General features: G+C 72.5%; 7 protein-coding genes. 2 read left to right on the forward strand and 5 right to left on the reverse strand.

Annotated features, from left to right (window positions below; translation table 11 throughout):
• Positions 1-18 precede the first annotated feature (18 nt).
• The 4 genes from ACE3UN_RS10850 to ACE3UN_RS10865 all read right to left on the reverse strand — a co-directional run bounded on the left by ACE3UN_RS10850 (position 19) and on the right by ACE3UN_RS10865 (position 4,346).
• Positions 19-540, reverse strand: a complete 522-nt coding sequence (locus ACE3UN_RS10850) for a MarR family winged helix-turn-helix transcriptional regulator (protein WP_374674957.1) — start codon at positions 538-540, stop codon at positions 19-21.
• Positions 537-1,301, reverse strand: a complete 765-nt coding sequence (locus ACE3UN_RS10855; RefSeq protein ID WP_374674958.1) for an SDR family NAD(P)-dependent oxidoreductase — start codon at positions 1,299-1,301, stop codon at positions 537-539. The genes ACE3UN_RS10850 and ACE3UN_RS10855 overlap by 4 nt, the downstream gene beginning before the upstream one ends.
• Entirely contained in the window at positions 1,298-3,649 is a 2,352-nt protein-coding gene (locus tag ACE3UN_RS10860; RefSeq protein WP_374674959.1) for a bifunctional salicylyl-CoA 5-hydroxylase/oxidoreductase, read from the reverse strand. The genes ACE3UN_RS10855 and ACE3UN_RS10860 overlap by 4 nt, the downstream gene beginning before the upstream one ends.
• Before the next feature lie 76 nt (positions 3,650-3,725).
• Positions 3,726-4,346, reverse strand: coding sequence for a hypothetical protein (locus tag ACE3UN_RS10865; RefSeq protein WP_374674960.1), 621 nt, complete (start codon positions 4,344-4,346; stop codon positions 3,726-3,728).
• A 227-nt stretch (positions 4,347-4,573) separates the two neighbouring features.
• Between ACE3UN_RS10865 and ACE3UN_RS10870 the strand changes: the two genes are divergently transcribed.
• Positions 4,574-7,291 (forward strand): DUF3857 domain-containing protein, encoded by a 2,718-nt coding sequence (locus tag ACE3UN_RS10870; protein WP_374674961.1) that lies wholly within the window; start codon positions 4,574-4,576, stop codon positions 7,289-7,291.
• Between the two features lie 22 nt (positions 7,292-7,313).
• On the opposite strand, the gene uvrA is transcribed toward ACE3UN_RS10870, so the two are convergent.
• Entirely contained in the window at positions 7,314-12,950 is a 5,637-nt protein-coding gene (gene uvrA / locus ACE3UN_RS10875) for an excinuclease ABC subunit UvrA (RefSeq protein ID WP_374674962.1), read from the reverse strand.
• A 182-nt stretch (positions 12,951-13,132) separates the two neighbouring features.
• Here uvrA and ACE3UN_RS10880 point away from each other — a divergent pair, with 182 nt between their 5' ends.
• Complete coding sequence (locus ACE3UN_RS10880) at positions 13,133-14,254, forward strand: ABC transporter substrate-binding protein (RefSeq protein ID WP_374674963.1); 1,122 nt, start codon at positions 13,133-13,135, stop codon at positions 14,252-14,254.
• Positions 14,255-14,316: the final 62 nt, after the last annotated feature.

Raw genomic sequence — 14,316 nt, forward strand, 5'->3', positions numbered from 1 at the left:
CGGGGGAAGCGGGGGTGTTCATGCGGTCTCCGGAGGGGTGGGCTGGGCGAGGTGCAGGCGCAGGCGGCCCAGCAGCTCGTGCAGCAGGTGCTTGTCGGTGGCGCCCAGGCCGGCGAAGAGCTCCACCACCCAGGCCTCGTGCGCCTGCGCCACGCGCTCGAAGGCGCGGCGGCCCGCGGGCGTGAGCGCGACGCGGAACGAGCGCCGGTCCTCGGCGTCCGTCTCGCGCCGCACCAGGCCTTCGGCCGAGAGGTCGTCGGTGAGCGCGGTGACGTTGCCGCCGGTGACCATGAGGTAGCGCGACAGCGCGCTCATGCGCAGGCCGTCCGGGTGGCGGTGCAGCTGGGCCAGGTAGTCGAAGCGTGCCAGCGTCATGCCGAACTCGCGCCGCAGGCGGCGGCGGATCTCGGTCTCGATCTGGGTGCTGCAGGCCAGCAGGCGCAGCCAGACCTTCAGCGCCTGGTGGTCGGCATCGGCCACGCGCGCCTCCAGGCCGATCTGGTGGTCGTCCAGCGTCGCGGGGACGGCGGTCTTCTTCACATCGTCTCCCCGCCGCACAGGGCGATGGCCTGGCCGTTCACCGCGCCGGCCGCCGGCGAGCACAGCCACGCTACGGCCGCGGCCACCTCGTCGGGCTGCACCAGCCGGCCCTGCGGATTGGCCTGGGTGAAGTGCGCCCGGGCCTCGTCCGCCGAGCGGCCGGTGCGCTCGGCGATGCGGGCCACGCCGTCGCGCACGATGTCGGTGTCGGTGTAGCCGGGGCACACCGCGTTCACCGTGGGGCCCTCGGCCGCCAGCTCCAGCGCCAGGCTGCGCGTGAGGCCCAGCAGGCCGTGCTTGGCCGCGGTGTAGGCCGAGACATAGGCGTAGCCCTTGAGCGCCGCGGTGCTGGCCACGTTGACGATGCGCCCGCGCGGGCCCGCCGCCCGCACGTCGGCCAGCACGGCCTGGCAGCACAGGAAGGGGCCGGTGAGGTTCACGTCCATCATGCGCTGCCACAGCGCGGGCGAGGTGCGGCCGAAGGGCGCGGTCTCCACCGCGCCGGCGTTGTTGACCAGGGCCACCACCGGGCCGTGGGCGGCGCGCGCCGCCGCCACCGCGTCGGCCACCGAATCGGCCCGGGTGAGCTCCATGGCCACGGCCGTGCCGCCCAGTTCGGCGGCGAGCGCCGTGGGGGGCTGGCGGCCGGTGAGCGTGAGGGCCCAGCCGTCGGCCGCCAGGCGGCGCGCGATGGACGCGCCGATGCCGCGGCTGGCGCCGGTGACCAGCGCGTGCGGGCGAATGGAGGCGGCTGCGCTCACCCCTGGCCACCCTGCCCCGCGGTGGCGGCCCGCTGCATCAGCGATTCCAGCTGCGGCTTGCCCGAGCGGTAGGGCGCCGGCCACTCGATGGCGGTGTAGCCGATGCGCGCCGCCTCGGTGAGCGTCCAGGCCGGGTTGGCCAGGTGCGGGCGGGCGACGGCGCACAGGTCGGCCCGTCCGGCCGCGATGATGCTGTTGACGTGGTCGGCCTCGCTGATGGCGCCCACGGCCAGCGTGGCGATGCCGGCCTCGTTGCGCACGCGGTCGGCGAAGGGCGTCTGGTACATGCGGCCATAGGTGGGCTTCTGCTCGGGGCTCACCTGGCCGGACGAGCAGTCGATCATGTCCGCCCCGGCCTCCCGGAAGGCGCGGGCCATCTCCACCGCGTCCGCCGGCGTGGTGCCGCCGGGCACCCAGTCGTGCGCCGAGATGCGCACGGACATGGGCTTGTGCGCCGGCCAGGCCGCGCGCATGGCGGCGAACACCTCCAGCGGGTAGCGCAGGCGGTTCGCCAGCGCACCGCCATACTCGTCCGCCCGCCGGTTGGTGAGCGGCGAGAGAAAGGCCGACAGCAGGTAGCCGTGCGCGCAGTGCAGCTCCAGCCAGTCGAAGCCCGCCTCGTCGGCGCGCCGCGTGGCGGCCACGAACTCGTCGCGCACACGGTCCATGTCGGCGCGCGTCATGGCCCGTGGCAGCGCGGTGACGCCCGGCTCGTAGGCCAGCGCCGACGCGGACAGCAAGGGCCAGTTCCCCTCGGCCAGCGGCCGGTCGGCGCCCTCGCCTTCCCAGGGCCGCTGGGTGGAGCCCTTGGGGCCGGCGTGGCCGAGCTGCAGCGCGATCTTCGCGTCGCTGTGGCCATGCACGAAATCGACGATGCGGCGCCAGGCGTCGCGCTGGGTGTCGTTCCACAGCCCGGGGCAGCCCGGGGTGATGCGCGCGTCCGGGCTGGGGCAGGTCATCTCGGCGAACACCAGCCCCGCGCCGCCCAGCGCGCGGGCGCCCAGGTGCACCAGGTGGTAGTCGCCCGGCACGCCGTCCACGGCGCTGTACTGCGCCATGGGGGAGACGACCACGCGGTTCTTCAGGCGCAGCCCGCGCACGGACCAGGGCGTGAACATGGGCGGCGCCACGCGTGCCGACGCAGCGGCCTCGGCCTGGCCGCTGCGCTGCGCGAACCAGCATTCATAGCCCTCGAGCCAGGCCTTGTCGCGCAGGCGCAGGTTCTCGTGGCTGATGCGCTGGCTGCGCGTGAGCAGCGAGTACATGAACTGCTCCGGCTCGAGCGCATCGCAGTAGCGCTCGCCGCACACCTCGAACCATTCCATGGCGTTCCAGGCGGCGTTCTGCAGGCGCAGCACGTCCACCCGGCGCTCGGCCTGGTAGCGGGCCAGCACGTCGCCGATCATCGCGGCATCGGCCTGCACCGGGTTGCCGTGGTCGCGGAACTGGCGCGTCAGCTCGATCGCGTCTTCCAGCGCGAGCTTGGTGCCCGAGCCGATGGCGAAGTGCGCGGTGTGCACCGCGTCGCCCATCAGCACCACGTGGCTGCGCCCGTTGAACAGCGACCACTGCGCGCAGCGCACCTGCTGGAAATTGAGCCAGGCCGAGCCGCGCAGGTGGCGCGCGTTGGTCATGAGCCGCTCGCCCTGCAGGTTGGACGCGAACAGCCGCTCGCAGAAGGCCACCGAGTCCTCCGGCGAGGCGCGGTCCAGGCCATGGGCCAGCCACACCGATTCCGGGCACTCCACGATGAAGGTGGAGGTGGTCTCGTCGAACTTGTAGATGTGGGCCTGGAACCAGCCGTGCTCGGTCTTCTCGAACAGGAAGGTGAAGGCGTCGTACTGCCGCTTCGTGCCCAGCCAGATGTAGCGGTTGGGGCGGCTGACGATCTCGGGCTGGAACACGGCCTCGTGGCGGGCGCGCACGCGGGAATGGATGCCGTCGCTGGCGATGATGAGATCCGCGTCGGGGTAGTCGGCGTCGGACTCGGCCTCCGTCTCGAACACCAGCTTCACCCCCAGCGCCTCGCAACGCGCCTGCAGGATGTTGAGCAGGCGCTTGCGGCCGATGCCCACGAAGCCGTGCCCGCCCGAGCGGATGACCCGGCCGTGGATGTGCAGCTCGATGTCGTCCCAGTGGTTGAAGGCCTCGGTGATCTGCCCGGCGGTGACCGGGTCCCACCGCTGCATGTGCGCCATGGTGGCGTCGGAGAACACCACGCCCCAGCCGAAGGTGTCGTACGGGCGGTTGCGCTCGACGACCGTGATCTCGTGGGCAGGCTGCTGCTGCTTCATCAGCAGCGCGAAGTACAGGCCGGCGGGGCCGCCGCCGATGCAGACGATGTTCATGACAGCCACCGCGAAGGAGAGGCCGGCGCCTGAGCCGGCGGGGTGGCAATTACTTTAAGTGTGAAGCTTTCAGGTGTCAACCAATTGGCTGCTGCAGGCGCCGCCAGCGCCGTTCCAGCACGGGGATGGTGAACGCATAGCACAGCACCACCAAGGCCGGAATGACGACGAAGCGATGGTCCGGAAAGGCGTAGTGCCCGGCCACCAGCAGCAGCGTGCGGCCGATGGCATGGGCCGCGCCGATCCAGTGCTGCACGATCCAGGAGAACGGCAGCCACATCAGGCCGGCCAGCACCCCCACGCCCAGCGGCAGCGCCGTCGGCTCCTTCAGCGCGAAGGGGATCGCCACCGCATACACCAGCACCGCCTGCCCCACGCCGGCGAAGAACAGCCGGTCGAACGGATTGGCGGGCCGTGTCTTGTCCAGGAAGCGCTCGCCCGTGACGTGCGACAGCGCGATGCCCAGGTAGGCGATGCCCCCGGTGGCGGCGTACAGCAGCATGCTGGCCCAGTAGGTGGACAAGGTGGCACCCCCGATGCCCACCACGACCCAGGCCAGGGTGCCGGCCAGCGGCATGGCGAGGAAGCGGCGGGAGGCGAACGCGGCGCGGTGGGCGTCGAGGCTGGCCGCCGGCGTGCACGGGTGCAGGGTGGGCGCCGGTGCGGCGGCGGTCGGACGCGGGATCAAGGTGGCCATGCGGGGGTCCCTCTTCGGCAGGTGCAGTGGTGTGCGGCGCACTCTAGGCGGCCGCCCGCGCGCCGGCCGCACCCCGGCGACGGTTCGCCAGCCCGGCCGACGAACGGCGTCGGCAGGGGCCGCGTGACATCGGACGCGCCGGCGGCGGCGCGGCGTCCGCCGTGCCCGGCGCGCGGGGCCGGATAATCCCGGCCATAGCGACAGCAGTCGCAACGAGGGAGGGACCCATGAAGCGCACCATCGGGCAATCGGTGGGTCGGGCCATGCGCCTGTTCGGCCTGGCCGCCGCCGTGCTCGCCGGCGGGGCAGCCACCGCGGCGCCCGGCCCGTCCGTGCGCCACCATGTGGGCCCCGCCCCGGCGTGGGTGGACGTCATCCCGGTGGCCGCGCCCGCGGCGGCGCCGGACGGCCACCAGGCGGCCGAGGGCCTGCGCTACCTGCTGGTGGACCAGCAGGTGCGCGTGCAGGGCGCCGACCGCCAGTCCTACCGCCATGTCGCGGTCCAGCCCGTCAACGAGCAGGGTCTCAGCAGCGCCGCCAACCTCGACATCGGCTTCGATCCCTCGTTCCAGCGGCTCACCCTGCACTGGGTGCAGGTGCGCCGGGGCCCCCGGCTGATTCCCAAGCTGGCGACGGCGCAGGTCCGCATCCTGCAGCGCGAGCAGGGCCTGGAGTCGCTCATGTTCGATGGCCGGCGCACGGCCCACCTGGTGCTCGAGGACGTGCACGTGGGCGACGTCGTGGAGTACGCCTACAGCGTCCAGGGCGCCAACACGGTGTTTCGCGGGCGGCACTTCGGCGGCTTCGTGTTCCAGTACGGCGTCCCGGTGGACCGCATCCGCGCACGCCTGCTCTGGCCGCACGGACGGGCCATCCACTGGAAGGAGGACCACGCGCCGCCGTCGGTGCGGTCCGCCCGCCTGGGCGACATGGACCTGCATGAATGGGAGGCCACCGGGGTGCCGGCGCGTCCGGTGGAGTCCGACGCGCCCGCGTGGTTCGACCCGTACCCCACGGTGAGCTGGAGCGAGTTCGCCGACTGGGCGGACGTGGCGGCCTGGGCCCGGCCGATGTACCAACCGCCCACCGAGCCGGGGCCGCGCGTGCAGGCGGTGGCCGCCCGCATCGCCGGCCAGCACGCCGACCCGGACCAGCGCCTGATCGCGGCGCTGAGGCTGGTGCAGTCGGACATCCGCTACCTTGGCATCGAGGTCGGCGCCCACTCCCACGAGCCGCATGCGCCGGATCTGGTGCTGCAGCGCCGCTACGGCGACTGCAAGGACAAGACGCTGCTGCTCGTCAGCCTGCTGAGGCGGCTCGGGCTGAAGGCCGACGCCGCGCTCGTCCACACCAGCCAGCGGGGCGCAGTGGCGCAGTGGCTGCCCTCGCCCGCGCCCTTCAACCATGTGCTCGTGCGGGCCGAGGCCGGCCACCGCGTCTACTGGCTGGACCCCACCCGGCTGCCCCAGACCGGCGGCGCCACCACGCTCACCCAGGCCGATTTCGGCCGGGCGCTGTGGCTGACCGAAGGCGCCACCGGCCTGGTGACCATGGCCGGGCCGAGCGCCGTGACGCACCGGCGCGAGCTGAAGACCGTGATCGACGCCTCCGACGGCGTCGGCAAGCCCGCGCGCTACACCGTCCAGACCACCACCCGCGGCATGGCGGCGGACTCGATGCGCCAGGCCTTCGGCCATCAGAGCCGTGACACGCTGGAGAAGCAGTACCTCAACTACTACGCCGGCCGTTTCGGCGACGTGCGACCGGTCGCGCCCTACGTGGTGGCCGACGATCCCGCGGCCAACGAACTGTGGGTCACCGAACGCTACGAGATCGGCCGCTTCTGGCAGACGGCCCAGGCCAACGGGCAGCGCGAGGCGGAGGTGTTCGTGCCCGAACTGCTCGACTACCTGCGCCAGCCGTCCCAGGTGGTCAGGAAGTCTCCGCTGGCCATCGCCCATCCGGTCGACCTCAGCTCGGTGACCGAGGTCAAGCTGCCCATGGCCTGGCGGCTGCAGACCGGTCGCGTGAAGGTGGTGGACCCGGCCTTCCGCTTCGAGCGCGACACCCAATGGGATGCCGCCACGCGGACCGTCACCTTCACGGACCACTACGTCACCCTGGCCGACCATGTGCCCGCGGAGCGGATGGCGCAGTACGCGGAGAACCTCGCCAAGGCGCGCCACGAATCCAGCTTCACCCTGTACCACACGCCCGGCGCCGCCAGCACCGCAGGAGGCATGCACGCCCTGCCGGCCGTGGTGCTGACGCTGGCCGTGCTGGCCGTGGGCGCACTCGCGTGGCGCCTGTACCGGTGGGACCCCGTGCCGGCGGGTGGGCCGCCGTCCGCGGGTCCGCCCGAGGGCATCGGCGGCTGGCTGCTGCTGCCGGCGCTGGGCCTGCCTGCCTCCGTGCTGATCCACGGCAAGAACTTCGCCGAGTCGCTGGCCGCCTATTCACCGGCGACCTGGGCATCGCTGACGACACCGGACCATCCTGCCTACCACCCCGCGTACCAGCCGATTCTCCTGGCCGAACTGGGGGTGCACAGCATCGCCATCATCGGTGCCGTGCTCGTCACCGTGCTGTTCTACCAGCGCCGCAGCAGCCTGCCGCGGCTGTACAGCGCCTACGCCGCCACCGTGATCGTGCTGTCGCTGCTGGACATGGCTGCGGCGCAGGTGCTGCCTGCCACCGGTGGCGACGCCGAATCCACGAAGGCCGGCAGCACCGCCCTGCGCGACGTGCTCTTGACCGCGGTGTGGATCGCCTACATGCAACGGTCGACGCGCGTGGCGCGCACGTTCGTCCGGCGCCGGCATGCCGCCGGCCCGGGCGCATCCGACGTGACCGATGCGGTGGCCGCCCCGCCCGGCCCCACCACGGACATCAGGGAGGCGGCGCAGGCCCCCGCCGCGCCGCCGGCCGCCACGGCCCACGGATGAGGCACGCGGCGGCGCGGTCGCCTCAGCGCGCCAGCACCGGCGCCAGCGCCACCCCGGTGTGGGTGCCCGCCGCCACCACCTGTTCCGGCGTGCCGGCGCAGGCGATGCGGCCGCCGCCCGTGCCGCCGTCGGGGCCCAGGTCGATCACCCAGTCGGCTTCGGCGATGACGTCCAGGTCGTGCTCGATGACCACCACGCTGTGGCCGCCCTGCACCAGGCGGTGCAGCACGTGGATGAGCCGTTCGACATCGGCCATGTGCAGGCCCACCGTCGGTTCGTCCAGCACGTACAGGGTGTGCGGCGGCTTCTGGCCGCGGCGGGTGACGTCGTCGCGCACCTTGCTGAGCTCGGTGACCAGCTTGATGCGCTGCGCCTCGCCGCCGCTGAGCGTGGGCGAGGGCTGGCCCAGCGTGAGGTAGCCCAGGCCCACGTCCTTCAACAGCTGCAGCGGGTGGGCAATGGCGGGCATGCTGGCGAAGAACTCCACCGCCTCGTCCACCTCCATGCGCAGCACGTCGCCGATGTTCCTGCCGCGCCAGGTGACGGCCAGCGTCTCGGTGTTGAAGCGCTGGCCGTGGCAGACGTCGCAGGGCACCTTCACGTCCGGCAGGAAGCTCATCTCGATGGTGCGCATGCCCTGGCCTTCGCAGGCCGGGCAGCGCCCGTGGCCCGTGTTGAAGGAGAAGCGCGCCGCCGCGTAGCCGCGCGCCTTGGCCTCCAGCGTCTCGGTGAACAGCCGGCGGATGGCGTCCCAGAAGCCGATGTAGGTGGCGGGGCAGGACCGCGGCGTCTTGCCGATGGGGGTCTGGTCCACCTCCAGCACGCGGTCGACGCCGCCCCACCCCTCCAGGGCGCGGCAGCCGGTGAGCACGGTCTCGCGCGGCGCGCCGCGGCCCTTGGCCGCCACCAGCGCCGCCACGTTGGCCAGCAGCACGTCGCGCGCCAGCGTGCTCTTGCCGGAGCCGGACACGCCCGTCACCGCCACCAGGCGATGCAGCGGCACGTCCACGTCCACCTGCTGCAGGTTGTGCAGGTGCGCGCCGCGCAGCGCCAGCTGCGGCGTGGTGGCGGTGACGGCCCGCCGCGCGTGCAGCGGGTGCTTCAGCGGCCGGGCCAGGAAGCGGCCGGTGAGCGACTCGGGGTGGCGCGCCAGCTCGGCGGCCGAGCCCTGGGCGATCACCTGGCCGCCGCGCTTGCCGGCGCCCGGGCCGATGTCGATGATGTGGTCGGCGCGGCGGATGGTGTCCTCGTCGTGCTCCACCACCACCAGCGTGTTGCCTTTGTCGCCCAGCTGGTGCAGGGCGTTGAGCAGGATGCCGTTGTCGCGCGGGTGCAGGCCGATGGTGGGCTCGTCCAGCACGTAGCACACGCCCTGCAGGTGGCTGCCCAACTGGGCCGCCAGGCGGATGCGCTGGGCCTCGCCGCCCGACAGCGTGGGCGCCGCCCGGTCCAGCGTCAGGTAGCCCAGGCCCACCTCCTCCAGGAAGGCGAGCCGGCTGCGGATTTCGGTGACCACGTCGCGCGCGATGCCTGCCTCGCGGCCCTGCAGCTCCAGGGCGTCCACCCAGGCGCGTGTGTCGCGCACCGACCACTGCGCGACGTCGTGGATGCCCCGGCCGGCGAAGGTGACGGCCCGGGACACCGGGTTCAGCCGCGCCCCGCCGCAGTCGTCGCAGGGTTCGCCGGCCACGCCTTCGACGTCCGGCTCCTCACTCGGGAAGCTTTGCTCGCGGCCCTTGTCGTCGCCGTCGCGGCGGCTGTCGTCGAAGGCCTGGCGCTGCTCGCGGCTGAGGTTCAGGCCGGTGCCCACGCAGCCGGTGCACCAGCCGTGCTTGCTGTTGTAGCTGAACATGCGCGGGTCCAGCTCGGGGTAGCTGGTGCCGCACACGGGGCAGGCCCGGCGGGTGGAGAACACGGTGACGCGGCCGATGCCGGCCGTGGCCTGGCCGTCCTCCAGCGCCTCGGCCAGGCCGTCCAGCGGGTGCAGCACGTGCAGCACGCCCTTGCCGATGTCCAGCGCCTCGGCCAGCAGGCGGCGCAGCTCGGCCTCGTGGGCCGGGCTCACCACCACGTCGCCCACCGGCAGCTCCAGCGTGTGCTCCTTGAAGCGGTCCAGCCTGGGCCACGGGTCCACGGTGACGAACTCGCCGTCCACCCGCAGGTGGCTGTGGCCGCGGGCCTTGGCCCACTTGGCCTGGTCGGTGTAGACGCCCTTGCGGTTCACCACCAGTGGCGCCAGCAGCCCCACGTGGCGGCCGGCATGGTCACGCAGGATCTGCGCGGCGATGCTCTCGGGGCTTTGCGGCATCACCGGCGCGCCGTCGTGCACGCAGTGCTGCAGGCCGAGCTTCACCCACAGCAGGCGCAGGAAGTGCCAGACCTCGGTGGTGGTGGCCACGGTGGACTTGCGCCCGCCGCGCGACAGGCGCTGCTCGATGGCCACGGTGGGCGGGATGCCCCAGACCGCGTCCACCTCGGGCCGGCCCGCGGGCTGCACGATGCTGCGGGCGTAGGCGTTGAGCGATTCGAGGTAGCGCCGCTGGCCCTCGTTGAACAGGATGTCGAAGGCCAGGGTGGACTTGCCCGAACCCGACACCCCCGTGACCACGGTGAACTTGCCGCGCGGGATGTCCACGCTGAGCGACTTCAGGTTGTGCTCGCGCGCGTTGACGATGCGGATGGCGTCGTCCTCGGGACGGCGCTCGCGCACCACGCGGCCGAGGTAGGCCCCGGCCGCCGCCTCGTGCACGCCCAGCGCCGTGTCGTATTCGCGCAGGGCGCGGCCGGTGTGGGAGCTGGGGTGGGCGCGCAGGTCCTCCGGCGTGCCCACCGCCACCACCTCGCCGCCCGCGTCGCCGCCCTCGGGGCCCAGGTCGATCAGCCAGTCGGCCGCCCGGATGACGTCCAGGTTGTGCTCGATGACCAGCAGCGAGTGCCCCGCATCCAGCAGCTTGCGCAGCGCCCGCATGAGCTTCGCGATGTCGTCGAAATGCAGGCCGGTGGTGGGCTCGTCGAAGATGAACAGCTGGCCCTTCTTCGCCACGGCCTGCCGCGGGCTGGCCGCCGCCTCGGCCAGGAAGCCGGCCAGCTTGAGCCGCTGCGCCTCGCCGCCGGAGAGCGTGGGTACCGGCTGGCCCAGGCGCACGTAGTCCAGGCCCACGTCCACGATGGGCTGCAGCGTGCGCAGCACGTCGCGGTCGCCGGCGAACAGTCGCACCGCCTCGCTGACCGTCAGGTCCAGCACGTCCGCGATCGAGAGGCGCCGCTCTGCACGCTCGATGGTGACGTCCAGGATCTCGGCGCGGTACCGGCGGCCATCACAATCGGGGCAGCGCAGGTACACGTCCGACAGGAACTGCATCTCCACATGCTCGAAGCCCGAGCCGCCGCAGGTGGGGCAGCGCCCGTCACCCGCGTTGAAGCTGAACATGCCGGCCGTGTACCCCCGCTCCACCGCCAGCGGCGCCACGGCGAAGAGCTTGCGCACCTCGTCGAAGGCGCCCACGTAGCTGGCCGGGTTGGAGCGCGCCGTCTTGCCGATGGGGCTCTGGTCGACGAACACCGCGCCGGCCAGGTGGTCCATGCCGAGCAACCGGTCGTGCGCACCGGGTGTTTCGGTGGCCTGGCCGAAGTGGCGCGCCAGCGCCGGCACCAGCACGTCCTGCACCAGGGTGGACTTGCCCGAGCCGGACACGCCGGTGACCACCGTCAGCCGCTGCAACGGAACATCCACCGACACGTTGCGCAGGTTGTGCTCGCGCGCGCCCTCCAGGATCAGGCGCGGCGTGCCGGCGTCCACATGGCGCCGCACGCCCATGCCCACCGTCTTGCGCGCCCCCAGGTAGGCACCGGTGAGCGTGTCGGCCTGGCGCGCGGCGTCGGGCGTGCCGTCGAACACGATCTGCCCGCCGCGCTCGCCCGGGCCGGGGCCCATGTCGATGAGCCGGTCGGCGGCGAGCATCACCGCCGGGTCGTGCTCCACCACCACCAGCGTGTTGCCGGCGTCGCGCAGGCGCTGCATGGCCTGCACGATGCGGTTCATGTCGCGCGGGTGCAGGCCGATGGAGGGCTCGTCGAGCACGAACAGCGTGTTCACCAGCGAGGTGCCGAGCGCCGTGGTCAGGTTGATGCGCTGCACCTCGCCGCCCGAGAGCGTGCGGCTCTGCCGGTCGAGCGTGAGGTAGCCCAGCCCGACGTCGCACAGGTACTTCAGCCGGTTGCGCACCTCGTCCAGCAGGAGCTTGAGTGCTTCATCTCGCAGCGCATCGGGCAGCGTGAGGCCATCGAAGAAGCGCCGCATGCGCTCGATGGGCAGCAGCATCAGGTCGTGCAGGTGCAGGCCCGGCAGCGCCTCCAGCTGCTCGCGCGACCAGGCCGCGCCCACGGGCAGGAAGCGCTGCGCCGGCGGCAGCACCGCGTCGGCGTCGCCCTTCGAGCCCGCGCGCCACAGCAGCGACTCGAGCTTGAGCCGGGCGCCGCCGCAGGTGGGGCACGGGGTGTAGCTGCGGTACTTGGACAGCAGCACCCGGATGTGCATCTTGTACGCCTTGCTCTCCAGGTACTCGAAGAAGCGGCGCACGCCGTACCACTGCTTGTTCCAGTTGCCGTTCCAGTGCGGCGAGCCGTCGATCACCCAGTCGCGCTGGGCGGGCGTGAGCTGGCTCCAGGGCGTGTCGCGCGGGATGCCGGCCTCGCCGGCATAACGCATCAGGTCATCCTGACATTCCTTCCAGGCCGGTGTCTGCATGGGCTTGATGGCGCCGCCGCGCAGCGTCTTGCGCTCGTCCGGGATCACCAGGCCGAAATCCACGCCGATCACCCGGCCGAAGCCGCGGCAGGTGTCGCAGGCGCCGTAGGCGGAGTTGAACGAGAACAGCGCCGGCTGCGGGTCGCCGTAGCGCAGGTCGCTTTCCGGGCAGTGCAGGCCGGTGGAGTAGCGCCAGAGCTCGGGCTCGCCTTCCTCGCGCAGCGCGTACACCGACAAGCGGCCACTGCCGCGCTTGAGGCCGAGCTCGATGGCCTCCATCACCCGCACGCGCTCCGCGCCGGCGAGGCGGAAGCGGTCGGCCACCACGTCGAGCACCTTGCGGCCGTCGGCCACACGCTCGGCCTGCACGCGGGTGAAGCCCGCCGCAGCGAGCCACTGCTCGATCTGCTCGGTGCTGGTGTCGGCCGGCAGCTCCACCGGGAAGGTGACGACCAGCCGCGGGTCCCCGGACGCCGCCGCCCTGGCCTGCAGGTCCGCGAGGATGGTCTCGGGCGTGTCGTGGCGCACGCGCAGCGCGGTCTGGCGGTCGAACAGGTCGGCGGCGCGCGCGAACAGCAGCTTGAGGTGGTCGTTGAGCTCCGTCATGGTGCCCACCGTCGACCGGCTCGTGCGCACCGGGTTGGTCTGGTCGATGGCGATCGCCGGCGGCACGCCGTCCACCCGGTCCACCGCGGGACGGTCCATGCGGTCCAGGAACTGGCGCGCGTAGGCGGAGAAGGTCTCCACGTAGCGGCGCTGCCCCTCGGCGTAGAGGGTGTCGAACACCAGGCTGGACTTGCCGGAGCCGGACGGGCCGGTGACCACGGTGAGTTCCCCCGTCCGGATGTCCAGGTCCAGGTTCTTCAGGTTGTGCTGGCGGGCGCCGCGGATGTGGATGGTGCCGGAGGACATGGCAGGGGCGTGGAGCGTGCGGAACCGGGTATGTTGGCATGTCGCGCCAACCGATGCCGTCAGCAGGAAAAGCGTGACGGAATGGCGCTGCACCGCCCGCTGGCATGGGGCAGGCCCGCATGGACGTCACGACCGCTGCGCAGAATGCGCGCCATCTCGTTGACGAACCCTTGGGGAGAGCGATGTTCCGTGTCCTGCAATCGGTGGCCTGGGTGGCCACCTGTGGCGCCGGCCTGCTGCTGGGCGCACCGGCGGTGGCCCAGATCCGCATCGGCCAGACCGCCGGCTTTTCCGGGCCCGTGGCCGCCGGGGTGAAGGAGGTCACCGACGGTGCCCGGCTGTACCTCGACCACGTGAACAAGGCGGGCGGGGTGGGCGGCCAGAGCATCGAGCTGGTGTCGCTGGACGACAAGTTCGAGCCGGCGCTCGCCGCGGACAACGCGAAGAAGCTGATCGACCAGGGCGTGGTGGCGCTGTTCCTCACGCGTGGCACGCCGCACACCCAGGCCGTGATGCCGCTGCTGGCCCAGCACCGCGTGCCGCTGGTGGCGCCGTCCACCGGGGCCATGGTGCTGCACCAGCCGGTCCACCCGTGGGTGTTCAACGTGCGCGCCACCTACCAGCGCGAGGCCGAGCGCGCCGTGCGCCACCTCAGCCTGATCGGCATGGACCGCATCGCGGTGCTGCAGCCCGAGGACAGCTTCGGCGACGACGCGGCCGCCGGCGCGCTCAAGGGCTTCGCGGGCGTAGGCAAGCAGCCGGTGGCGCACGAGAAATTCGACCGCACCAAGCCCGACTTCAGCACCATCGTGCCCAAGATCGTGAAGGCCGACGCCCAGGCGGTGCTGTTCATCGGCGCGGGCGGCGCCGTGGCCGACGGCGTGCGGCAGCTGCGCGCGGCCGGCTCGCGCGCCCAGCTGGTCACCTTGTCGAACAACGCCTCGTCGGGCTTCGTGAAGTCCCTCGGGCCCCATGCCCGCGGCACGGTGGTCAGCCAGATCTTTCCGTACGAGCGCTCGCTGGCCACGCCCATCGTCAAGGAGGCCATGGACATCGCCAAGGCCGGCGGCCGCGGCGACGTCACGCCGGCCATGCTGGAAGGCTATGCCGCCGCCAAGGTGCTGGTGGAGGGCCTGCGCCGCGCCTCGCCGGGCGCCACCCGCGAGAAGCTGAAGACCGCGCTGGAAACCTTCCGCCGCCATGACATCGGCGGGCTGGAGGTGACCTTCACCCCCACCGACCACAGTGGCCTGGACTACGCGGACCTGTCCATCGTGGGCGAGGACGGCGCCTTCCGCCGCTGAGGGCCGACACCGCGCGGCTCCGTGCGGCCCCTGTGCTGCAATAGCGCCGTCACCACTTCCGC

Source organism: Ideonella sp. (genome assembly GCF_041918995.1).
GTDB lineage: Bacteria > Pseudomonadota > Gammaproteobacteria > Burkholderiales > Burkholderiaceae_C > Ideonella.

What these genes read in the sequence shown, in the direction of transcription:
- uvrA (WP_374674962.1), bottom strand. Translation starts at nt 12,950, where the DNA reads ATGTCCTCCGGCACCATCCACATCCGCGGCGCCCGCCAGCACAACCTG.
- ACE3UN_RS10870 (WP_374674961.1), top strand. Translation starts at nt 4,574, where the DNA reads ATGAAGCGCACCATCGGGCAATCGGTGGGTCGGGCCATGCGCCTGTTC.
- ACE3UN_RS10880 (WP_374674963.1), top strand. Translation starts at nt 13,133, where the DNA reads ATGTTCCGTGTCCTGCAATCGGTGGCCTGGGTGGCCACCTGTGGCGCC.
- ACE3UN_RS10860 (WP_374674959.1), bottom strand. Translation starts at nt 3,649, where the DNA reads ATGAACATCGTCTGCATCGGCGGCGGCCCCGCCGGCCTGTACTTCGCG.
- ACE3UN_RS10865 (WP_374674960.1), bottom strand. Translation starts at nt 4,346, where the DNA reads ATGGCCACCTTGATCCCGCGTCCGACCGCCGCCGCACCGGCGCCCACC.